The sequence below is a fragment of the Marinobacter sp. M1C genome (genome assembly GCF_023314135.1).
Taxonomy (GTDB): domain Bacteria; phylum Pseudomonadota; class Gammaproteobacteria; order Pseudomonadales; family Oleiphilaceae; genus Marinobacter.
Genome location: NZ_CP092289.1, coordinates 4,067,522 through 4,091,060 on the forward strand (window position 1 = coordinate 4,067,522; position 23,539 = coordinate 4,091,060).

Annotated in this window: 19 protein-coding genes and 1 tRNA gene; 2 read left to right on the forward strand and 18 right to left on the reverse strand. The window is 55.1% G+C overall.

Annotated features, from left to right (window positions below):
* Window positions 1-873 (forward strand): alpha/beta hydrolase, encoded by an 873-nt coding sequence (locus MIH19_RS19160; RefSeq protein ID WP_249006374.1) that lies wholly within the window; start codon window positions 1-3, stop codon window positions 871-873.
* A gap of 155 nt (window positions 874-1,028) precedes the next feature.
* On the opposite strand, the gene pnp is transcribed toward MIH19_RS19160, so the two are convergent.
* The 13 genes from pnp to ftsH all read right to left on the reverse strand — a co-directional run bounded on the left by pnp (window position 1,029) and on the right by ftsH (window position 15,566).
* Window positions 1,029-3,149, reverse strand: coding sequence for a polyribonucleotide nucleotidyltransferase (gene pnp / locus MIH19_RS19165; RefSeq protein WP_249006375.1), 2,121 nt, complete (start codon window positions 3,147-3,149; stop codon window positions 1,029-1,031).
* Between the two features lie 172 nt (window positions 3,150-3,321).
* On the reverse strand, window positions 3,322-3,591 hold the full coding sequence (rpsO, locus tag MIH19_RS19170; RefSeq protein ID WP_007348601.1) for a 30S ribosomal protein S15: 270 nt from the start codon (window positions 3,589-3,591) through the stop codon (window positions 3,322-3,324).
* Window positions 3,592-3,667: 76 nt separating this feature from the next.
* On the reverse strand, window positions 3,668-4,597 hold the full coding sequence (gene truB / locus MIH19_RS19175; RefSeq protein ID WP_249006376.1) for a tRNA pseudouridine(55) synthase TruB: 930 nt from the start codon (window positions 4,595-4,597) through the stop codon (window positions 3,668-3,670).
* Entirely contained in the window at window positions 4,594-5,064 is a 471-nt protein-coding gene (gene rbfA / locus MIH19_RS19180) for a 30S ribosome-binding factor RbfA (protein WP_249006377.1), read from the reverse strand. The genes truB and rbfA overlap by 4 nt, the downstream gene beginning before the upstream one ends.
* A gap of 15 nt (window positions 5,065-5,079) precedes the next feature.
* Window positions 5,080-7,614: a translation initiation factor IF-2 gene (gene infB, locus MIH19_RS19185; RefSeq protein WP_249006378.1), complete on the reverse strand. Its 2,535-nt coding sequence runs from the start codon at window positions 7,612-7,614 to the stop codon at window positions 5,080-5,082.
* Window positions 7,615-7,632: 18 nt separating this feature from the next.
* The gene (gene nusA / locus MIH19_RS19190) at window positions 7,633-9,126 is read right to left on the reverse strand and encodes a transcription termination factor NusA (protein WP_249006379.1); all 1,494 of its coding nucleotides are present in this window, start codon (window positions 9,124-9,126) and stop codon (window positions 7,633-7,635) included.
* A 103-nt stretch (window positions 9,127-9,229) separates the two neighbouring features.
* Window positions 9,230-9,691 carry a ribosome maturation factor RimP gene (gene rimP / locus MIH19_RS19195; protein ID WP_249006380.1) on the reverse strand — a complete coding sequence of 154 codons (462 nt, stop codon included), beginning with the start codon at window positions 9,689-9,691 and terminating at the stop codon, window positions 9,230-9,232.
* Window positions 9,692-10,008: 317 nt separating this feature from the next.
* Window positions 10,009-10,093 (reverse strand) — tRNA-Leu (locus MIH19_RS19200).
* A gap of 7 nt (window positions 10,094-10,100) precedes the next feature.
* Window positions 10,101-10,454 carry a preprotein translocase subunit SecG gene (gene secG / locus MIH19_RS19205; protein ID WP_249006381.1) on the reverse strand — a complete coding sequence of 118 codons (354 nt, stop codon included), beginning with the start codon at window positions 10,452-10,454 and terminating at the stop codon, window positions 10,101-10,103.
* Between the two features lie 18 nt (window positions 10,455-10,472).
* Window positions 10,473-11,231 (reverse strand): triose-phosphate isomerase, encoded by a 759-nt coding sequence (gene tpiA, locus MIH19_RS19210; RefSeq protein WP_249006382.1) that lies wholly within the window; start codon window positions 11,229-11,231, stop codon window positions 10,473-10,475.
* Window positions 11,232-11,336: 105 nt separating this feature from the next.
* A complete protein-coding gene (glmM, locus tag MIH19_RS19215) occupies window positions 11,337-12,680 on the reverse strand; it encodes a phosphoglucosamine mutase (RefSeq protein WP_249006383.1) in 1,344 nt (447 codons plus the stop codon).
* The gene (gene folP, locus MIH19_RS19220; RefSeq protein ID WP_249006384.1) at window positions 12,680-13,510 is read right to left on the reverse strand and encodes a dihydropteroate synthase; all 831 of its coding nucleotides are present in this window, start codon (window positions 13,508-13,510) and stop codon (window positions 12,680-12,682) included. The genes glmM and folP overlap by 1 nt, the downstream gene beginning before the upstream one ends.
* Before the next feature lie 100 nt (window positions 13,511-13,610).
* Window positions 13,611-15,566 (reverse strand): ATP-dependent zinc metalloprotease FtsH, encoded by a 1,956-nt coding sequence (gene ftsH / locus MIH19_RS19225; RefSeq protein WP_249009059.1) that lies wholly within the window; start codon window positions 15,564-15,566, stop codon window positions 13,611-13,613.
* Between the two features lie 385 nt (window positions 15,567-15,951).
* On the opposite strand from ftsH, the gene yhbY reads away from it, so the two are divergent.
* Window positions 15,952-16,263 carry a ribosome assembly RNA-binding protein YhbY gene (yhbY, locus tag MIH19_RS19230; RefSeq protein ID WP_249006385.1) on the forward strand — a complete coding sequence of 104 codons (312 nt, stop codon included), beginning with the start codon at window positions 15,952-15,954 and terminating at the stop codon, window positions 16,261-16,263.
* Between the two features lie 86 nt (window positions 16,264-16,349).
* Here the strand turns inward: yhbY and greA are convergent, their stop codons facing one another.
* From greA to dnaJ, 5 genes are all read right to left on the reverse strand, one after another.
* The gene (greA, locus tag MIH19_RS19235; protein WP_249006386.1) at window positions 16,350-16,829 is read right to left on the reverse strand and encodes a transcription elongation factor GreA; all 480 of its coding nucleotides are present in this window, start codon (window positions 16,827-16,829) and stop codon (window positions 16,350-16,352) included.
* A 4-nt stretch (window positions 16,830-16,833) separates the two neighbouring features.
* A complete protein-coding gene (gene carB / locus MIH19_RS19240; RefSeq protein ID WP_249006387.1) occupies window positions 16,834-20,052 on the reverse strand; it encodes a carbamoyl-phosphate synthase large subunit in 3,219 nt (1,072 codons plus the stop codon).
* 96 nt (window positions 20,053-20,148) lie between these two features.
* A complete protein-coding gene (gene carA, locus MIH19_RS19245) occupies window positions 20,149-21,279 on the reverse strand; it encodes a glutamine-hydrolyzing carbamoyl-phosphate synthase small subunit (protein WP_249006388.1) in 1,131 nt (376 codons plus the stop codon).
* 227 nt (window positions 21,280-21,506) lie between these two features.
* Window positions 21,507-22,310: a 4-hydroxy-tetrahydrodipicolinate reductase gene (gene dapB / locus MIH19_RS19250; RefSeq protein WP_249006389.1), complete on the reverse strand. Its 804-nt coding sequence runs from the start codon at window positions 22,308-22,310 to the stop codon at window positions 21,507-21,509.
* A gap of 58 nt (window positions 22,311-22,368) precedes the next feature.
* On the reverse strand, window positions 22,369-23,496 hold the full coding sequence (dnaJ, locus tag MIH19_RS19255) for a molecular chaperone DnaJ (RefSeq protein ID WP_249006390.1): 1,128 nt from the start codon (window positions 23,494-23,496) through the stop codon (window positions 22,369-22,371).
* Between the last annotated feature and the right edge of the window lie 43 nt (window positions 23,497-23,539).

Consider the following 23,539-nt stretch of genomic DNA (forward strand, 5'->3'; position numbering starts at 1 on the left):
ATGCGGACGCTGGGTAGTCTGGTGATCGGCACCCTTGCGTTAAGCGGTTGCAGTAGCCTCTTCTTTTTCCCCGACCAGACCACTTATATAACACCGGATCGGCTGAATCTAGAATACAGCGATGCGTTTATCAATACTGCAGACGGCGAAGTGTTGCACGGCTGGTGGTTGCCAGCCGCAACCGAACAGCAGAACGAAGGCGACATAGCATCGGAAAACAACGCGAAAGGCACTGTTTACTACCTGCACGGCAACGCCCAGAACATCAGCAGCCACATCATGAACGTAGCTTGGCTTCCGGCCGAAGGCTATAACGTCTTTGCCCTGGACTACCGCGGCTATGGCCGCTCAACCGGCACGCCGGATATTAAAGGTGCCCTGCACGATGTAGAAAGCGGAATGCGCTGGCTAGTCCAGCAACCACAAACCCAAGGCAAACCCATCTTCCTGCTAGGCCAAAGCCTGGGCGGTGCGCTGGCCATTCCCCTGGCGGCAGAGTGGCAGCAACGCAACGAACAACCACCGTTAAACGGAGTAATCCTCGACGGCACCTTCGCTGGCTTTCGCGCCATCGCCCGCGACAAACTCGCCAGCTTCTGGCTCACCTGGCCGCTGCAGGCGCCTCTGAGTTGGACCATCCCCAACGATTACGAAGGGACCGACTATATCGGCCATATTAGCCCTACTCCGCTACTGATGATTCACAGCGTGCGCGACGGCATAATCCCCTTTGCCAACGGTGAAAGTTTGTATCAGGTAGCGAAGCAGCCCAAGCAGTTTCTCCAAACCGATACACCGCACACGGCGACCTTTGCGCTTCCGGAATATCAACAAAGCCTGATTGATTTTCTGGACAGAACCTCAAAACTCTAAGCGGCAAGTGGACCGGGGCCGTTCAAAACACGCTCAAGCCCACTTGCCGCAAACACCAAAGCTGTAATGTAAAAAACCGCCAATCCAAGGGAAAGGCGGTTTTTATTTGGTTTGGTGGAAGACAGAGCTACGCCTGTCCCCACACCATCAAACTATCAGGCAGAAAGGTCAGTCGGCTTTTCGCCTTCTTTCACTTCCTTCATAGACAGCTTAACGCGGCCACGGTTGTCTACATCCAGCACTTTAACCAGAACTTCCTGGCCTTCTTTCAGCTCGTCAGTCACGTTTTCAATGCGACGGTCAGAAATCTGAGAGATGTGCACTAGGCCATCTTTGCCCGGCAGAATGTTTACAAACGCGCCGAAGTCGACGATGCGCTCAACCCGACCCTGGTAAATAGCACCCACTTCGATTTCAGCGGTAATTTCCATGACCCGCTTAACCGCAGCCTGTGCCGCTTCCATGTTGTCGGCGTAGATTTTCACGTTGCCGTCGTCGTCCAAATCAATAGACGCACCAGTTTCCTCACAGATAGAGCGGATGGTAGAACCGCCCTTACCGATCACGTCACGGATTTTCTCCGGGTTGATCTTGATGGTGGTAATGCTAGGCGCACGTGATGACAGCTCGGTACGCGAAGCCGCAATCACCTTATTCATCTCGCCAAGGATATGCTGGCGAGCGCCGTAGGCTTGCTCCAGGGCCAGTTCCATGATTTCGTCAGTGATGCCGTTGATCTTGATGTCCATCTGCAGCGCGGTGATACCTTCTTTGGTACCGGCTACTTTGAAGTCCATGTCACCAAGGTGATCTTCGTCGCCCAGGATGTCCGTCAGGATCGCGAACTTGTCACCTTCTTTGACCAGACCCATGGCAATACCGGCCACGGCAGACTTGATAGGCACACCTGCGTCCATCAGTGCCAGACTGGAGCCACACACCGATGCCATAGAGCTGGAACCGTTGGATTCGGTGATTTCAGACACCGCACGAATAGTGTACGGAAACTCTTCAACGGTTGGCATTACGGCCAGAAGACCGCGCTTGGCCAGGCGTCCGTGACCAATTTCACGACGGCCGGGGCCCATCATACGACCAGCTTCGCCAACGGAGTACGGAGGGAAGTTGTAATGGAACAGGAACGGGTCTTTGCTTTCGCCTTCCAGCGCGTCAATAATCTGCATGTCGCGCGACGTGCCCAGCGTGGTGGTCACGATGGCTTGGGTTTCGCCACGGGTGAACAGCGCAGAGCCGTGAGCACCCGGCAGAATACCCACTTCGATTTTGATCGGGCGCACGGTCTTAGTGTCACGTCCGTCAATACGCGGCTTGCCGTCAATAACTTGCTGGCGAACAACGTGCTTTTCGGTCTTACCGAAACACTTTTTGACGTCTTCAGCGGAGTGCTTGCCTTCTTCGTCACCGGCCAGTTTTGCAACGGCGGCGGCTTTGATCTCGCCCAGGCGCGCGTAACGGTCCATTTTATCGCGGATGCTGTAGGCCTCTGCGATAGCGTCAGCGAAGTCAGCCTTGATCGCGCCCATCAGTTCGGCGTTTACGGTTTCAGCCTGCCATTCCCAGCGAGGCTTGCCAATTTCAGCGGCAAATTCTTTAATGGCGCTAACGGCAGTCTGCATTTCCTGGTGGGCAAACAGCACGGCGCCCAGCATTTGGTCTTCCGTTAGGCTTTTAGCTTGGGATTCCACCATCAGCACGGCGTCTTCGGTACCGGCAACAATCATGTCCAGCAGCGAGGTTGAACGCTCTTCGTGAGTCGGGTTCAGGAAGTAGCCACGCTCGTTGGTAAAGCCAACGCGGGAAGCACCAATGGGACCTTCAAATGGAATGCCAGAAATAGCCAGCGCCGCAGAAGCCGCCAGCATGGCAGCAATGTCAGGATCCTGCGTTTTGTTGGCTGACATAACGGTCAGCACAACCTGAACTTCGTTCATGAAACCATTGGGAAACAGCGGACGAATCGGACGGTCGATCAGGCGTGACGTCAGCGTCTCTTTTTCTGTAGGACGCGCTTCACGCTTAAAGAATCCACCGGGAATTTTACCCACAGAGTAGGTTTTTTCGGTGTAGTTAACGGTCAGTGGAAAAAAGCCCTGACCAGGCTTGGCTTCTTTAGCACCTACAACGGTGCCCAGCACAGAAATATCGTCGATGGTTACGAGTACGGCACCGGTGGCCTGACGAGCAATACGGCCAGTTTCCAAAGTAACGGTTTTGCCACCAAGTTCGAACGTTTTAGTTACGGGTTTAGGTTCCACAAAAAACTCCTGAATATCTTTCCGATTGATTCAGTTACTCACCCATGTGGGTAACTGCTGTTCTGCGCTACACAAAAAAACACAACCGGCGGTAGCGCTCTTGCAAGCACCACCGCCGGTTGGTCAGCAAGGGCAAATAACCATGCCCCAGCTCTCAGGCCGTCGAAACAGATTAGCGACGCAGAGCCAAACGCTTGATCAGCTCAAGGTAACGATCAGCATTCTTGCCTTTCAGGTAATCCAGCAGCTTACGACGCTGGTTTACCATACGGATCAGACCGCGGCGTGAATGGTGGTCTTGCTTGTTGATCTTGAAGTGACCCTGCAGCTTGTTGATGTTAGCGCTAAGCAGTGCCACCTGAACTTCAGGAGAACCGGTATCGCTTTCAGCCTGCTGGTAATCTTTAACAATCTGAGCTTTCTCGTTGGCAGAAAGTGCCATAAACCACCTCAATATATTGCGATGCTTAAGAATACAGCCGAACCGCGCATCTCTACAGCTTGGCTAAACGGCTCGCCTAGAGGCGGCCGTCGGTTTTAACCAGACGCTTGGGCACCAGCTGGGTGCCTTCACTGTCCGGGAATGCTTCTGCCAGCCCAACAAAGTCTTGATTGCCGTAAACGCGCACATAACCCTGTTCAAGCTGTTCTTCTATTCTAACTGCTTGGCCATTCAATATCGACACCAGCACCGGTCCACTCAGGCGGTGTTCAGGAAACATGCTGAGTGCCGCGTCTGGCGCTACCAGCAAGCCGTCCAAACTTTCATCACGCTCGCGCATGGCTTCCATACCCGGTACGTCGTGGGCATCGGCCAATGTGAAGCCTGCGGCCAGGGTACGGCGCAGTGCAATCACATGGGCGCCACAACCGATGGCTTCACCGATATCTTCCACCAGTGAACGGATATAGGTGCCTTTTGTGCACTTAACCGCAATGTCCATTTCGTTATCGCGGATAGCCAACAGTTCCAGACTGTAAATGGTGACCGGGCGCGCTGGGCGCTCAATTTCGATGCCTTGACGAGCGTACTCGTACAACGGGCGGCCCTGGTGTTTGAGCGCCGAATACATCGAAGGCACCTGCTGGATATCGCCGCGAAAGCGGTCCAACAGGGGCTCTAAAATGTCAGCGTTCAGGCCTTCCGGCACGGGTCGGGTTTCTACCACAGAGCCTTCGCTATCACCGGTTTCGGTGCGTTCGCCCAAGCGGGCGGTCGCAATGTAGGCTTTGTCGCTGTCTAGCATGGTCTGCGAAAACTTGGTGGCCTCGCCGAAGCACAGCGGTAATACACCGGTGGCCAGCGGATCTAAGGCTCCGGTGTGGCCGGCTTTGGCCGCCCCATATAACCGTTTAACCTGCTGCAAAATGCCATTGGAGGTTAAACCCAGAGGCTTGTCGATCACCAAAATGCCATTAACGTCGCGGCCTTTGTGGCGGCGGCTCAAACGTTGGACTCCGGATTGTTTTGGCCATCAACAAGATCACCAACAGGACCATCGGCAGCACTGTTGTCAGCGCTGCCGCTGTCATCACTAACCGCGGGCTGATCACCCACGGCTTTGCGAATCAGGCCATCCAGGCGGCGGCTGTAACCCTGCAGTTCATCAAAGTGAAAGCGCAGAAGAGGCACCACACGCAGCTTCATCGCACGGCCAACCTGGCCGCGCAGAAACCCGGATGCCTTGTTCAGTACCGTCAGAGATTCTTTCACCTCTGGCGACTCTGCGCCAAGCTCTTCAGTAGTCAGCAAGGACACGTAAATGTCGGCGTAACCCAGATCACGGCTTACCTTAACTGCATTGACCGTGATCATGCCCACCCGCGGGTCTTTAATCTCCCGCTGGATGAGCTGGGCCAGTTCACGCTGCATCTGATCGCCAATGCGATCAATACGACTGAATTCTCTAGCCATTGGACCCCCTAGCCATTAGGCCCCCGTGGATTCAAGCTTGCGCTCAACCCGAATACGATCGAATACTTCGATTTGGTCGCCCACTTTCACGTCGTAGCCTTTCACGCCAATACCGCATTCCATACCGTTACGTACTTCTGGCACGTCGTCTTTGAAGCGGCGCAGGGATTCCAGCTCGCCTTCAAAGATCACTACGTTGTCACGCAGTACGCGAATCGGTTTGTTACGGTACACGTTGCCTTCAGTCACCATACAACCGGCCACCTGGCCAAACTTCGGCGAACGGAACACGTCGCGTACGTCGGCAATGCCGATGATGTCTTCGCGGAATTCCGGTGCCAGCATGCCAGTCAGAGCCGCTTTCACGTCGTCCAACAGGTTGTAGATAATGCTGTAGTAGCGTAAATCCAGGCCTTCCTGTTCAACCAGGCGCTTGGCGGCGTTATCGGCGCGCACGTTAAAGCCAAAGATCACGGCACTGGTGGCCACGGCCAAGCTGATGTCGGTTTCGGCTATTCCGCCCACACCCGAAGATACAATCTTCACCTGTACTTCTTCGTTGCCCAGATCCTGTAGCGAACGGGTAATGGCTTCCAGCGAACCACGAACGTCGGTTTTCAATACCACGTTCAGGGTCTTCACCTGCTCTTTGCCCATATTCTCGAACAGGTTTTCCAGTTTGGCTGCCTGCTGACGCTGTAAACGCTGCTCGCGTTCACGAACGTGGCGGAACTCAGCCAGCTCTTTGGCCTTGCGCTCATCGGCTACAACGAAGAATTCGTCGCCAGCGTTGGGCGTGCCATTCAAGCCCAGAACCTCTACCGGAATAGAAGGACCCGCGTCTTTAACCTGCTTGCCAGCTTCGTCGGTCATTGCGCGCACTTTCCCGAAGAAAGAACCTGCAACAACCATATCGCCTTGGCGCAAAGTACCGTTCTGAACCAGTACGGTAGCCACTGAACCGCGGCCACGCTCAAGGCTGGATTCAACCACAACGCCTTGGGCGGGTGCAGACGGAGACGCCTGCAGCTCAAGAATTTCAGCTTGCAGCAATACCGCTTCCAGCAGATTGTCTACGCCGTCACCGGTCTTGGAAGAAATAGGCACGAACTGTACGTCGCCGCCCCACTCTTCCGGAATCACGTTAATGGCAGACAACTCGTTTTTGACGCGATCCAAATCGGCATCTTCTTTGTCCATCTTGGTAATAGCTACCACGATGGGCACACCGGCCGCACGAGCGTGTTCAACCGCTTCTTTGGTCTGCGGCATAACGCCGTCGTCAGACGCCACCACCAAAATCACGATGTCGGTACACTGGGCACCACGAGCACGCATGGCGGTAAACGCCGCGTGGCCCGGGGTATCCAGAAAGGAAACCATGCCGTGGTCGGTTTTTACGTGGTACGCACCAATGTGCTGGGTAATACCACCCGTCTCGCCAGACGCAACCTTGGTGCGGCGGATGTAATCCAGTAGCGAGGTTTTACCATGGTCAACGTGACCCATTACGCTCACAACCGGTGCGCGTTTAACTTGTTCCTGACCTTCTTGGCTGCTGAACTCGCTCAGCACGGCCTCTTCGAAGGCGTCGTCACTGATTGCTTTGGCGGTATGGCCCAGCTCCGTCACCACCAGGATGGCAGTTTCCTGCTCCAAGGGCTGATTAATAGTGGCCATTATGCCCATACCCATCAGGGTTTTGATCACGTCAACGGATTTCACAGACATAAGATGAGCAAGATCGCCCACGGTGATCAGTTCGGGAACTTCTACTTCTTTGACCATAGGTTTGGTCGGCCTCTCGAAGGCGTGTTGCTTCTCTTTAGGTTTCTTTTTCGAACGCAGCGGCTTGCGAAGCTTGGTGTCTTCCTCGTCCGAAGTAACCCGCGGCGAATCCTGAGCGCGGCCACGAGGGCCACGATGCCCGGCCGATTTCTTCTTCGGCTTGCCGTCGTCGTTATCATCGCTACGTTCGCGAACGTTTTCTTTCTTTTTCTTCGGCTTGCGGTCCTTAGCATCGCCTTCAGGCGGAGGTATCGGCATGTCTGCCGGCGCTATTACAGCCGGCTTTTCTGCCTTCTCTGCCACTGGCTCAGCCGCAACCGGCTCTGCTTTGACTGTTTCAGAGTTGGTGTCTTCAACCTTGGCTTCGATCACAGTTTCCGTCGCTGTAACCGGTGTTTCAGCCGCTGTGGTTGCTTCAACTGAAGTGACCGGCGCTTCCACCACTGTTTCTTCCGCTTCGTCTGACTGCGTTTCCGCGCGTTTGATGTACGTGCGGCGCTTGCGAACCTCAACATTCACGGATTTAGCCTTGCCGGCTTTCAACGTGGTGGTTGTTTTGCGCTTCAAGGTGATTTTCTGAGGCTCGGCCTCACTGTCACCGTGGTTCTTGCGCAGATACGTCAGCAGCTGCTGTTTCTCGTCGCCGGAAACTGCGTCGTTCTCAGAACGCGCTTTCAAGCCTGCTTCCACAATCTGCTTCAGTAAACGATCCACGGGAGCGCCTACATCTTCGGCCAGTTGTTTTACCGTTACTTCCGCCATACTGGTCCTCCTCCCGAATTAGGCCTGGTCTTCAAACCAGGGGGCACGTGCTGTCATAATTAACTGACCTGCACGCTCTTCATTCATGCCTTCAATTTCAAGCAAGTCATCAACCGACTGCTCCGCCAGATCTTCCATGGTGCGTATGCCCATGCCTGCGAGCTTGAACGCCAAGCCGCGGTCTATGCCTTCCATTGCCAGCAAATCTTCAGCCGGCTCAGCACCATCCAACGCTTCTTCGTTGGCCAGAGCCTGATTCAATAATGCGTCTTTGGCACGCTTGCGCAGTTCGGTGACGGTTTCTTCGTCGAATCCCTCAATCGCCAGCATTTCCTCCATCGGAATGTAAGCCACTTCTTCAATTGAGCTAAAACCTTCATCAATCAGCACGCCGGCGAATTCTTCATCGATATCCAGATGCTTGGTAAAGTGCTCCAACAGGCGGCCCTGCTCTTGTTCCTGGCGCTCGCCAGCTTCCTCTTCGGTCATTACGTTCAGAGTCCAGCCGGTTAGTTCGGTGGCCAAGCGCACGTTCTGACCGTTACGGCCAATGGCCTGAGCCAGATTGTCCGCTGCAACCGCTACATCCATCGTGTGACGGTCTTCGTCCATCACAATAGAGGCCACTTCGGCCGGCGCCATAGCGTTAATAACCAGTTGCGCGGGGTTGTCGTCCCACAGCACTATGTCAACACGCTCGCCATTCAACTCGTTAGATACGGCCTGAACCCGAGAACCACGCATCCCTACACAAGCGCCTACCGGATCAATACGGCGATCGTTGGTTTTTACCGCAATTTTTGCGCGCGAGCCGGGATCACGGGCAGCGCCACGGATCTCGATCAGCTCTTCAGCAATTTCGGGCACTTCAATACGGAACAGCTCAATCAACATCTTCGAGTCAGAGCGGCTCAGAATCAGCTGCGGGCCGCGGTGGTCGGTGCGGATTTCCAGCAGCAAAGAGCGAACCCGGTCGCCCATGCGGAAAGTTTCCCGTGCAATCAGGTGTTCGCGGGGCAGCAACGCTTCAGCGTTATTTCCCAGGTCAACAATCACGTTGTCGCGGGTCACTTTCTTCACGGTGCCGGAAACCAACTCACCAACGCGACCGCGATAGCTGTCTACAATCTTGGCACGCTCGGCTTCACGCACTTTTTGGAAGATGATCTGTTTGGCCGCCTGAGCGCCAATGCGGCCGAAAGCGACCGAGTCGATCTGTTCTTCGTGCATGTCGCCAGGCTGCAGGTCAGGGCTGATGTCTTCAGCTTCCTGAAAGGTCAGCTCGGTGCCTAGCGCCGGAACGGCGTCGTTATCGACCACCAACCAGCGGCGAAAGGTATCGTATTCACCAGTACGGCGATCAATCGAAACCCGGATATCGGCATCTTCGTCTTCGAAGCGTTTTTTGGCGGCGGTGGCCAGCGCCAATTCGATGGCTTCAAAAATCACGTCTTTCTCGACACCTTTTTCGTTCGAGACGGATTCGACCACCAGCAAGATCTCTTTACTCATTGAATTACCCTGCCTTCAAAATATTCTGTGCGTCCATTTAATGTATTCGCATGCATCACTCAAATAAAAGGTCACTCGAATAGAGTGTTGCTCAAAGAGTGCGTCACTCGAATACCGGAACGATGTTCGCCTTGTCGATACTGTCGAATGGCAACAGATATTCGTGGTCATCAACCACCACAATCACATCGTCGCCTTCAATACCGTTCAGCAAACCCTGAAACTTGCGCCGACCTTCAAACGCCATACGCAAACGGATTTGCACTTTGTGCCCGACGAACGCCTGATACTGAGCCAATTCGAACAGCGGACGATCCATTCCAGGCGATGATACTTCCAGCGTGTATTCGCTCTGTATGGGGTCTTCCACATCCATGACACTGCTGACCTGGCGACTGACTTTTTCGCAATCTTCAATGCCGATGCCTTTTTCGACATCATCAATAAAAAGCCGCAACAATGATTCGTGGCCGCGCGCGCGGAATTCAATACCCCAGTATTCATAGCCGAGGCCTTCAACCACCGGCCGCAGAATGTCTTCCAACTGTTTAATCTTGGCTGACAAGTTACGCCATCTCCGTATTCAGAATTTGCTGACTACAAAAACAAAAAAAGGGCTGTGTATCAGCCCTTTTTATGCACCAGGACCTGATGCGCCAGGCCCCTTTGTCAAACGGCCCACGATATAAAGGCTGTTTGTTGCGAGAACTCGCAAAAAGCACGATTAAACAGCGCCTAATGCTAGCAGACACTTTGCCTGCCGGACGCCAGCCAAACTTCGACTGCACCCAATCTGCGGCGGAGTATAGAGCCGCAGACCTCACTGGTCAAGGACTGACCAAAAAAATGGCCTAGAAAACCAGGCCATTTTTTCACTGCATATGGTGCCCAAGGCCGGACTCGAACCGGCACAGCTTTCGCTACCACCCCCTCAAGATGGCGTGTCTACCAGTTCCACCACTTGGGCAATTCGGTTACTCCAGGCCAGGCAGATCGCTCTGCCCGCCGCCGGTTTCGCTGGCAGGATCTACAGCGGAAGGCTGGGATTCCTGAACCATCGGAATACCAGCTTGACCCGCTACTTCAGCGCGCTGCTTGGCGAAAATCGCCAACGTAAAACTTGTTACAAAAAACGCGATGGCCAAAAAGGTCGTGAAGCGGGTCAAAAAGCTACCACTGCCCTGGCTGCCAAACACGGTCTGCGACGCTCCGCCACCAAAGGCTGCACCGGCGTCAGCGCCCTTGCCCTGCTGGATCAGCACCAGACCCACCAGAGCCACGGCAATAACCACGTGCAGGACAACGATCAAAGTTTCCATCAAATCCATAAAGACGCTCGCAAACCTTTAACAATGGGTATCTGTCGGCAGCGCCTGGCAGATACTGACAAAATCTGTTGTACTCAAAGACGCACCGCCGATCAATCCGCCGTCTATATCCGGCTCAGCGAAAAGTGCGGCTGCATTATCCGCTTTTACGCTGCCGCCGTAAAGCAAAGAAATGGATTCGGCTGGAGCACCCATATTTGCCAGTACGCCACGAATGGCCTTATGCATGGCTTGGGCGTCTTCGCCGGTGGCGGTCTTGCCAGTGCCTATGGCCCAAACAGGCTCATAAGCAACCACAATCTGCCCCCATTGCTCTGGTGTCACTTTGCTCAAACCGTCACGCACCTGGGTGGCAACGACTGTTTCGGCCTGCCCGGCTTCGCGCTGTTCCAGAGTCTCCCCCACGCACACGATGGCGTTCAAGCCTGCATTCAGCAGCTGCTCGGTTTTTACCGCCACCTGCGCATCAGTTTCGCCAAACAGCTGACGTCGCTCGGAGTGGCCCACCAAACCATAACGACAACCGACATCGGCTGCCATAGGTGCGGAGAGCTCGCCGGTGTAGGCGCCCTTTGCCTTCTCACTGACATTTTGCACGCCCACTGCAATTGCGTTGTTAGCAGCCTGAATCACCGCGGAAACATAGAGCGCGGGCGGGAAAACAACCGCCTCAATACCCAATTCGCGCACCTGCTGTGCAACCGGGCCAACCAACTCGTTGACCAGGCTTTGGGACCCGTTCATTTTCCAATTTCCGGCTACAATGCGACGACGCATAACACACCTTTATTCATTCGCAAGCGGCGGGGTGAGTCCGCCGAAAAGAGATGCGAACTATACCCCACACCCCAAGGCCAAACAACTGCTTGCCGCTGACTCTGATCAGGAAATCGAGCTTTCCACCACCTTCGCTAGTTGCCGGGCAATGCGCTCAATCACCTCGGCATCCTGACCTTCTGTCATGACTCGAATTAGTGGCTCGGTGCCAGATGCCCGCAACAACACCCGGCCGTCGCTGCCGAGCTCGGCTTCGGCGCGACTTACAGCGGCCACAATATCTTCGCGCTCAAGTGGGTTGAAGCGCTTGGTCACTCGCACATTGATCATGGTCTGCGGCAGCTTGCACATACCCCGGCGAATTTCAGCCAGGGTTTTACCTGATTTCCAGATAGCGAGCATCACCTGAAGCGCCGACACAATGCCGTCGCCGGTGCTGGTACAGTCACGAATTACCATGTGACCAGAACCTTCGCCACCCAGGAACCAGCCCTTAGCCAACAGCCGCTCCATCACGTAGCGGTCACCCACGTTGACGCGTTCGAACTCAATCCCCAGCTCCTTCAACGCCAACTCAACGCCAAGATTGGTCATCAGGGTACCCACCACACCGCCTTTCAGGCGGCCTTCGGCATGGCGCTGTGAGGCAATCACATACAACAGCTCATCGCCGTCTACTTCGGACCCGTCACGGTCGACCATAAGCACGCGGTCACCGTCGCCATCAAAGGCTATCCCCAGATCGGCTTTTCTGTCTAGAACCGCCTGACTCAGACCTGCAAGGTAGGTTGAGCCCACATTGAGGTTAATATTAAGACCATCGGGTGCTGCGCCAATCACCGATACGTTCGCTCCCAACTCACGAAACACTTTTGGCGCAACGTGATAGGTAGCTCCGTGAGCGCAGTCCAAAACAATGCTCATGCCTTCCAGAGTAAATTCATTGGGCACGGTACTTTTACAAAATTCTATGTAGCGGCCGGGGGCGTCATCAATGCGCGACGCTTTGCCGAGTTCTGCCGAATCACACACCGTCAGCGGTTGTTCCAGCCAGTGCTCGATTTCGGCTTCCAAGGCGTCATCCAGCTTGGTGCCGTCTGCCGAGAAGAATTTGATACCGTTGTCGTAATGAGGATTGTGCGAAGCACTGATCACAATACCGGCCGAAGCGCGGAATGTGCGCGTAAGGTAGGCGATAGCCGGTGTTGGCATAGGGCCCAGCAGCTTTACGTCTACCCCTGCTGCAGCCAGGCCGGCTTCGAGCGCAGATTCAAACATGTAGCCTGACAGCCGGGTGTCTTTGCCGATCATTACGCTGTTACGCTGACCCTCGCGTTTAAACGCCTGGCCTGCAGCCCACCCCAAACGCAACATGAACTCAGGAGTAATAGGGCCCTCACCGACGTGGCCACGAATTCCATCGGTACCAAAATACTGCCTGCCTGACATCACACCGCTCCTTTGATCGCCGCCGCCATTTTAACGACATCTATCGTTTCCCGAACGTCATGCACACGCACAACACTCGCGCCTTTCATGGCACATATTGTCGCGGTAGCAAGGCTTGCCGGCAACCTTTCTTCCACATTGCGACCAGTAATAGCGCCCAACATAGATTTGCGCGACAGCCCCAACAAAAGAGGATACCCCAAAACAGTAAATTGCTCTGCCCGCGCAAGCAGCTGCAAATTATGCTCCAGGCTTTTGCCAAAACCGAAACCCAAATCCAGCATGATTCTTGAAGAATCAATGCCGGCGCCCTGTGCCGCGAGTATTCGCTGTGTCAGAAACAAAATGACCTGTGCGCACACATCCTGATACTGCGGGTTATTCTGCATGGTATCCGGCTCGCCCTGGCTGTGCATCAGGCACACCGGCAAACCGGTGTTTGCGGCAGCCTGTAAGGCGCCTTCGCGGGTTAGCGCTCGCACGTCATTAATCAGCCCGGCACCCAAGGCCGCAGTTTGAGTCATCACCTGCGGCGAACTGGTGTCTACGGAAATCACCACGTCCAGTTCGCCGGCAATGGCCTCTACCACCGGGCACACCCGGTCCAGCTCTTGTTGCAGACTGACAGGCTTGGCACCAGGACGGGTAGACTCGCCGCCCACATCAATAAAACGGGCGCCGTCTTTAACCATTTGGCGGGCATGGGCCAGAGCCTGCTGCGGGCGATCAAACCGACCACCGTCGGAAAACGAATCAGGCGTTACATTCAGCACGCCCATTACGTGACACTGAGCCATGTCCAGCGTGCGCCCGGCAAAATTCATCTTCATTCCAACCTCGGCGAATAATTTGGGGGCCTTACAATGAAAAACGCCGCCCCAAAGCGGGCGGCGTTTTCTACTTCTTCCTAACTAGCGCGTGACAGATCTCTCAGTGCTCTCCGGCCGGGCGGCCAACGCCACCTGGAGAATCGTCGCCGGCTTTGCCATTAACGTTGCCTTCAGTCGAAGGACCTTCTTTGTCTATTGAAGTAGCCTCGCCACCCGAAGAACCACCCCGATCGTCCCAGCCTTTTGGCGTACGGGCAACACGGCCTTCCATGATATCGTCGATCTGGAGCCGATCAATAGTCTCGTACTTCATAAGAGCTTCGGCCATCAAGTCCAGCTTACCGCGATTCTCGACCAATACGTTGCGGGCGGTCTCGTAACAGGTATCAATGATATTACGCACTTCTTCATCGATACGCTGCGCGGTTTCCGGCGAGTACACTGTTTGTTGTTGCCCAGCGGTACGACCCAGGAACGGTTCATCATTCTCACTACCGTACTGCAGCGGGCCCAACTTTTCCGACAGACCCCAGCGGGTCACCATGTTGCGAGCCAGACTGGTCGCCCGCTCAATGTCATTAGAGGCACCGGTGGTGACACCGTCTGCACCCAATGTGAGCTCTTCAGCGATGCGGCCACCAAACAAACTGCTGATCTGGCCATGAAGGAAGCGTTTGGAATGGCTGTACCTGTCTTCTTCCGGCAAGAACATAGTTACACCCAAAGCACGGCCGCGAGGTATAATACTCACTTTGTACACGGGATCGTGCTCTGGCATCAGGCGCCCAACAATGGCGTGGCCAGACTCGTGATACGCGGTGTTCAGTTTCTCTTTTTCGTTCATCACCATGGACTTGCGTTCCGCGCCCATCATGATTTTGTCCTTCGCCAATTCGAGCTCTTCCATAGAGACAAGGCGCTGGTTGCGACGGGCTGCAAAGAGCGCAGCCTCGTTCACCAGGTTAGCCAAATCCGCACCGGAGAAACCTGGGGTGCCACGAGCGATGACGGCAGGATTGATATCGTCATCCAACGGCACTTTTTTCATGTGAACTTTCAAAATCTGCTCGCGACCCAGAATGTCTGGCAAGCTCACCATTACCTGGCGGTCAAAACGGCCGGGGCGCAGCAATGCAGGGTCCAGAACGTCCGGGCGGTTGGTGGCGGCAATGACGATAACGCCTTCGTTGCCTTCAAAACCGTCCATTTCCACCAGCAGCTGATTCAGCGTTTGCTCGCGCTCGTCGTGCCCGCCGCCCATGCCGGCGCCACGGTGGCGACCAACCGCATCAATCTCGTCAATAAAGATGATGCACGGGCTTTGCTTCTTGGCCTGCTCAAACATGTCGCGTACACGGGATGCCCCCACGCCGACGAACATTTCGACAAAATCTGAACCGGAGATCGAGAAGAACGGGACTTTCGCTTCCCCGGCGATGGCTTTTGCCAACAGGGTTTTACCCGTACCCGGAGGGCCGATCATTAGAACGCCGCGGGGGATACGACCACCCAGGCGCTGAAACCGGCTAGGATCGCGCAGGAAATCCACCAGTTCTTTTACATCTTCTTTGGCTTCGTCTACGCCTGCCACATCCGCAAAAGTATTCTTGATCTGATCTTCGCTCATCAGGCGAGCTTTGCTCTTGCCAAACGACATAGGACCGCCTTTACCGCCAGCACCACCTTGCATCTGCCGCATAAAGAATACGAACAGCGCAATAATGATGAGGATCGGGAATGCGGCGACCAGCAATTGGGTCCACAGGCTCTGGCGCTCGGGTTCCTTACCGATCACCTCAACGCTGTTGGCCAGCAGATCGTCCATCAGCTTGTTGTCAGCCACTTGCGGGCGGACCGTCTGGAACTGTGAACCGTCGGGGCGTATACCCTCAATCTGCAGGCCGTCAATAGTGACCTGATTTACCCGGCCCTGTTGAACCATCTCCACAAACTGGGAATAGTTGACTTGTTGGCCACTGGTGGTAGGAGTGAAATTCTGAAATACCATCAGTAGCACTGCGGCTATTACCAGCCATAAAACCAGATTTTTTGCCATATTGTTCAAGGATCACCACCTGTGAATTGCCGGGCTGCGCCATGGCACGCCCTTTTTCGACACCTTACACCATTTCTACGGCCGTTCACCAGAAATGGCCTTGCTGTCACCAAACTTGCCGGTCATTTCTGGCTGCGGGTGCCAGCAACCGAAATACCTGAATTCTTTAAGTGGGGGACTTGATAACGAATTGCAATACCACCACCAAAGGATTCGACTGATTGGAGCAGGTATCGTTCCATTAATGGGCCAAAAAGGCCCGCGCGATAAGTGTTAACGGCAATTTTTCTTGCCGCACTTTCTGCTACAATCCCAACATTATACGTTGACGGCAGCACAACGAGTGCTGACCTTTTGTTAATTGCCGCTATAAAGAGATTGCATCATGAGCCTTTCACCAGAACAGCGCCGGGAATACCGGGCGATCGCCCACAATTTGAAACCGGTCATTATTGTAGGTGATAAGGGCCTGACCGAAAACCTTCAGGAAGAACTGGAGCGGGCATTGAACGACCACGAGCTGATCAAGATAAAAATCGCTAGCCAGGATCGCGAAACACGCCAACAGGCGGTGACCGAACTGTGTGCCGACGCCAAGGCTGAAGTCGTTCAGACCATTGGTAAAATTGCTGTGATTTTGCGCCGCGCCAAGACACCAAACCCCAAGCTGTCCAATTTGTTGCGCCTTAAGCACTGACCAAGGCGCAGGTTGCGCATACAGCAGACACAAAAAAGCCGGTCGGAAATTCCAGACCGGCTTTTTTGTGTAAGTCACATCGCTAATCAGATGTACTCAACCTTCTCAATTTCATATTCCACTGTGCCAGACGGCACGCGAATGGCGACTACATCGCCTCCTCTGCGGCCTACCAGTGCACGGGCAATGGGTGACGACACCGAAATTTTACCGTCTTTAATATCCGCTTCGTCTTCACCAACAATCTGGTATATAACCTGTTTATCGGTGTCCGTATTCAGCAGGTGAACGGTAGTACCAAAAATCACTTTACCGGTGTTTTCGATGGTGGTGACATCAATCACCTGAGCGCCACCGAGCTTACCTTCAATTTCCTGGATCCGGCCTTCAATAAAACTTTGCTGATCACGGGCAGCGTGGTATTCCGCGTTTTCCTTCAGATCGCCGTGTTCACGTGCGGTAGCGATGGAAGCAATGACGCGCGGACGATCTTTCGATTTCAGCTTCTGCAGCTCGGCACGCAGGCGTGCTTCGCCCAACGTGGTCATTGGTACTCTTGCCGACATAATTTTATTTTCCTGAGTGCAAATCCTGAAGGCGGCGAACCGTACGCTCCGGACCAAACTTGATGGCCCGGCAGAAGGCTTCGCCACCTGCCAGGGTGGTGGTGTAACTGATCTTAGCCTGCAACGCGGACTGGCGGATCTGGGACGAATCCGACACCGCTTTACGGCCGTCAGTGGTGTTGATCACGAGTTGAACTTTGCCATTTTTAATGGCATCCACAATGTGCGGGCGACCCTCATGAACCTTGTTCACTAACCCTGCTTCAACACCCGCTTTGCGCAGGGCGGCGGCAGTGCCGGTGGTGGCAATTATCTTGAAGCCGCATTCGACCAACGAACGCGCTACACGTTCAGCGCCGTGCTTATCGACATCGCGCAACGACATGAAAGCGACACCCTGAGATGGCAGACGCTCGCCGGCAGCCAGTACGGCTTTGCCGAAGGCTTCGTCAAAGCTGTCGCCGATGCCCATCACCTCGCCAGTAGACTTCATTTCCGGCCCGAGAATCGGATCAACCGCAGGGAACTTGTTGAACGGGAACACCGACTCTTTCACCGAGTAATGCGCCGGTATAATTTCTTGGGTAAAGCCTTGCTCCGCCAGCGATGTGCCGGCCATAACCCGCGCGGCCACTTTGGCCAAGGACACGCCGATGGCCTTGGACACAAACGGCACGGTACGCGAGGCACGGGGGTTCACTTCAATGACGTAGATTTCACCGTCTTGCCAGGCTAACTGCACGTTCATCAGACCGACCACATTTAGCGCCAGCGCCATCTGTTTGACCGCGTCGCGCATGGCGTTCTGAACATCAGCGGGCAAGCTGTATGGCGGCAGTGAGCAAGCAGAATCACCGGAATGAATACCGGCCTGTTCTATGTGCTGCATGATACCGCCAATGACCACGTCTTTGCCGTCGCAAATAGCGTCTATATCTACCTCTATCGCGGCGTTCAGGAAGTGGTCCAGCAATACCGGGCTGTCGTTAGATACCAGCACCGCGTTGCGCATGTATCGCTCCAGTTCGTCTTCGCCATACACGATTTCCATGGCGCGGCCACCCAGCACGTAAGACGGGCGGACCACTAGCGGGTAACCAATCTTGCGAGCGGCGACAATGCCTTCTTGATGGCTGCGCACGGTGGCGTTCTCGGGCTGCTTCAGACCCAGTTCAGTGATCAGCTTCTGAAACCGCTCACGGTCTTCGGCGCAATCAATGGCGTCCGGGCTGGTGCCAATAATGGGCACACCAGCGGCTTCGAGGCCGCGGGCCAGCTTCAACGGGGTTTGACCACCGTATTGAACAATCACACCTTTGGGTTTCTCAACGTGAATAATTTCCAGCACGTCTTCCAGGGTGATCGGTTCAAAATACAGGCGATCAGAGGTATCGTAATCGGTCGACACGGTTTCCGGGTTGCAGTTAATCATGATGGTTTCATAACCATCTTCACGCATCGCCAGAGCCGCATGTACGCAGCAGTAATCAAACTCGATGCCCTGACCAATACGGTTGGGGCCGCCGCCAATCACCACGATCTTTTCGCGGTCAGTCGGTTTCGACTCGCATTCTTCTTCATAGCTGGAATACATGTAGGCGGTGTCGGAGGCAAATTCCGCAGCACACGTGTCTACGCGCTTATACACCGGACGAATACCCAGCCCGTGGCGCATGGCGCGGAAGGCGTCTTCTTTCACGCCCATCAGCTTCGCCAAGCGCGCGTCGGAGAAGCCCTTACGCTTCAGGCGAAACAGGGTGGCGTGGTCCAGCTCGGTCTTGCCAGACGCCTGCAGCGCCTGCTCTTCTTTAATCAGGTCTTCAATCTGCACCAGGTACCAGGGATCTACGTGGGTCTGGCGAAATATATCCGCAACACTCTGGCCCGCGCGGAAGGCATCACCGATGTACCAGATGCGCTCGGCACCTGGCACGTTCAGTTCGCGGGTCAGGGTTTGCTGGCTTTCTTCGCTGTCAAATTCCGGCAGCATTTTATCAAAGCCGTCGGAGCCTACTTCAAGACCGCGCAGAGCTTTCTGCAGCGATTCCTGGAAGGTGCGGCCAATGGCCATCACCTCACCCACCGATTTCATCTGGGTGGTCAGGCGGGCGTCGGCCTGGGGGAATTTTTCAAAGGTGAACCGTGGAATCTTGGTCACCACGTAATCAATGCTGGGCTCGAACGAAGCGGGGGTAATGCCGCCGGTAATGTCGTTCTTCAACTCGTCCAGGGTGTAACCGATCGCCAGCTTGGCCGCCACTTTGGCAATGGGGAAGCCCGTGGCTTTGGACGCCAGCGCAGAGGAGCGCGATACCCGCGGGTTCATTTCGATCACCACCATGCGGCCGGTGTCCGGATGAATGCCAAACTGTACGTTGGAGCCGCCCGTTTCCACGCCAATTTCACGCAGCACCGCCAGCGAGGCGTTACGCATGATTTGGTATTCTTTGTCGGTCAGGGTTTGCGCCGGTGCCACGGTGATGGAATCGCCGGTGTGTACGCCCATGGCGTCGAAGTTTTCAATGGCACACACGATAATGCAGTTATCGTTTTTGTCGCGCACCACTTCCATTTCGTATTCTTTCCAGCCGATCAGAGATTCGTCGATCAACAGTTCGTTGGTAGGCGACAGATCGAGCCCGCGAATGCAGATTTCTTCGAATTCGTCGCGGTTGTACGCAATCCCGCCGCCGGAGCCGCCCATAGTAAACGAAGGCCGAATAATGCACGGAAAACCAACCTTGTCGGCAATGCGGTGGGCTTCTTCAAGATTATGAGCAATGTCGGCACGGGGACACTCAAGACCTATGGATTTCATTGCCTTGTCGAAACGACTGCGGTCTTCAGCTTTGTCGATGGTGTCGGCGTTAGCACCGATCATTTCGACGCCGTATTTAGCCAACACGCCGTGCTTTTCCAGATCCAGCGCGCAATTCAGCGCCGTTTGCCCACCCATGGTTGGCAGCAGAGCATCGGGCCTTTCTTTTTCGATAATCTTGGCAACCGTTGACCAGATAATCGGCTCGATGTAGGTGGCATCGGCCATGGCCGGGTCGGTCATGATGGTTGCCGGGTTGGAGTTAACCAGTATCACCCGGTAACCCTCCTCGCGCAGAGCCTTACAGGCCTGGGCGCCGGAATAGTCGAATTCGCACGCCTGCCCGATCACAATGGGGCCAGCGCCCAGGATCAGAATGCTTTTAATATCGGTACGTTTTGGCATGTCTTGATCAACCTGTCAGCAACTTTAATTTCTTGCAGCGCGGTGCGCAGCGCCTGTTTTACGCGAGGCCAATAACAGGCCTCGCTCGCCTTTACTTTAGGCGCGCCGGGCTTCCATCGAGCGGATAAACTCGTCAAACAGTGGCGCGACGTCGTGCGGGCCAGGGCTGGCTTCCGGGTGGCCCTGAAAGCTAAACGCCGCTTTGTCTGTGCGGCGCAGACCTTGCAGGGTGCCATCAAACAGTGACTTGTGAGTCGCCTCCAGATTCGCCGGCAGGCTAGCCTCGTCTACGGCAAAACCGTGGTTCTGGCTAGTGATCATGACTGTACCGTCAGCCAGGCACTGCACCGGATGGTTAGCACCGTGGTGGCCGTGGTTCATCTTCATGGTTTTAGCACCGCTGGCCAAGGCAAGGAGCTGGTACCCCAAGCAAATGCCAAACACCGGCACGTCGGTTTCCAGAATGTCCTGAATGGCCTTTATGGCGTAATCACAGGGTTCAGGATCACCGGGGCCGTTAGACAGAAACACGCCGTCCGGATTCATCGCCAACACCTTGGCGGCAGGCGTTTGTGCCGGCACAACGGTGATGTCGCAACCACGCGATGCCAGCATGCGCAGGATATTCAGTTTAATACCGTAATCGTAAGCCACGATTTTAAAGCGCGGGCTTTTCTGCTGGCCGTAACCGCTGACCAGGTCCCACTCCGTTTGTGTCCAGTGGCTAACGTCTTTCGAGCTGACTTCTTTCGCCAGGTCCATTCCTTTCAGGCCCGGAAAGGCTTGAGCCAATTCCAGAGCGCGTTCGGCAGTGGCGCTTTCACCGGCAACAACGGCACCGCTCTGGGAGCCTTTGTCGCGCAGGATGCGGGTGAGGCGACGGGTGTCAATATCGGCAATACCCACAACATTGTTGTCGCGTAAATAGCCATCCAAGCTCTGGGTGCTGCGCCAATTACTGGCTGCCAGCGGCAGGTCGCGGATGATCAGAGCAGCGGCATGTACGCGGTCTGATTCCACGTCTTCCGGATTTACGCCGGTGTTACCAATGTGCGGATACGTCAGTGTTACCAGCTGGCGAGCGTAGGAAGGATCAGTCAGTATTTCCTGATAGCCGGTCATGGCGGTGTTAAACACCACTTCGCCGCTGGTTTCGCCGTCAGCGCCAATAGCGGTGCCGTAAAACAGGCTGCCGTCTGCGAGTGCAAGGATTGCGGGTGTGCTCAAGGCTTCTATCCTCATCGAGTGGCGTCATGTTCGTCATGAACGGGAGCGTAGGCGCAAATTCAGGTCGCAAAAAAGCGAGAGGGAGTTATAGCTCCGTCCCGCTGTTTTGTACTACGGGAACAAAAGAGGTTTCCCGTGGCGCTGTAAAAGCTACGCTTGATGCAGTTAAAGCGCCCTATTGTAGAAAATTGGGCGCTTTTTGTCCACGAAGAATCCACTCAATGGCTTTATTGCTTCAATTCCAACACATCCTGCATGTCGTACAAGCCGGCCGGTTTGTCTTTCAGCCACAGTGCGGCACGCATGGCGCCTTTGGCAAACGTCATACGGCTGCTGGCTTTGTGGGTGATTTCAATGCGATCGCCTTCGGTGGCAAACAGCACTGTGTGGTCACCCACAACGTCGCCCGCGCGAATGGTTTCAAAGCCGATTTCTTTGCGGGTGCGTTCGCCGGTAAAGCCTTCACGGCCGTAAACAGCGCATTCTTTCAAGTTGCGACCCAATGCATCGGCAACCACTTCGCCCATGCGCAGCGCCGTGCCGGAGGGCGCGTCTTTCTTGTGACGGTGGTGGGCTTCGATGATTTCAACGTCGTAATCGTCACCCAGCGCGGCCGCCGCAGTACGCAGCAAGTTCAACACTACGTTCACGCCCACACTCATGTTAGGGGCAAACACCACCGGCACGTTTTCGGCCACTTGTGCCAGCTGCTGCTTTTCAGCATCAGATAAACCGGTGGTGCCAATTACGTGGGACTTACCGTGGGCCTGACAGAAGCGGGCGTTCTCCAGGGTTAAATCCGGAAAGGTAAAGTCGATCAGCACGTCGAAATCATCTTTCACGTCCACCAGGCTGCCCGCCATGGCGACACCGGTTTTTCCGATGCCCGTCATGTCGCCAGCGTCGGCGCCGATCAGGCTATTGCCGGGCTCAACAATAGCCGCGCCCAGTTGCAGGCCATCGGTACCGTCAACGGCTTCGATCAGTACTTTTCCCATGCGCCCCGCGGCGCCGATGATGGCTACCTTCATCTATAAACCCTCAATGCTTGCATCTATGTAAGTCCTTAGTGCTCGCCTCTGCGCAACCTCAGAACTTGGTTTCGTCGAAGAAGCTCTTCACACCTCTAAACCACGATGTTTTTTTCGGGCCGTGCTGGTCGCCGTCATCGCTGTCGAGAGTATCCTGAAACTCGTGCAACAGTTCTTTCTGGCGTTTGGTCAGGCGTACCGGGGTTTCGATGGTCACCCGACACAGCAAGTCGCCAGCACCGCCACCACGCACAGGTGCCACGCCTTTGTTGCGCAAGCGGAACAGTTTTCCGGTTTGGGTCTCAGCCGGTATTTTGAGCTTTACGCGGCCGTCCAGCGTAGGCACTTCCAGCTCTCCGCCCAAAGCGGCATCAACAATGCTGATAGGTACTTCACAATACAGGTTACGACCGTCACGGGTGAAGATGGAGTGCTCGCGCACGGCCATTTGCACATACAGGTCGCCAGGAGGACCGCCCTCTATGCCCATTTCGCCTTCACCAGACAAACGGATGCGGTCACCGGTATCCACGCCGGGGGGCACTTTAACCGATAGGGTTTTCTCTTCTTTCACCCGGCCCTGGCCGTGGCACTTGCTGCACGGATTCTTGATAACCTTACCTGCACCACGGCAGGTCGGACACGCTTGTTGCACGGTGAAAAAGCCCTGCTGCATACGTACCTGACCCATACCTTTGCAGGTACCACAGGCTTCCGGGCGCGAGCCCTTCTCGGCACCACTGCCATCACAGGTTTCGCATTCACGATGGCCAGGAATGGTGATTTTAACCGTTCTGCCTTTAACGGCTTCTTCCAAGTCCAGGTCCAGGGTATAGCGTAGATCAGAGCCGCGGGTGCTGCGGCCACGGCCACCACCGCCCCCAAAAATATCGCCAAATACGTCGCCAAAAATATCCGAGAAATTCCCGTTACCGCCACCAAAGCCACCGCCACCCTGGCCGTCAACGCCGGCATGACCAAACTGGTCGTAGGCCGCACGTTTGTTGGCGTCTGCGAGTATTTCGTAGGCCTCGTTGGCTTCTTTGAATTTGTTGTCGGCGTCTTTATCGTCCGGGTTGCGGTCCGGGTGATATTTCATTGCAAGCTTGCGATACGCCCGCTTTACTTCTTTGTCGTCCGCGTCCCGGCTTACGCCGAGAGTCTCGTAATAGTCGCGCTTGGCCATGCTTCAAATCCCGTGGTTATAACGAGGAAAACGCGGGAGCGAC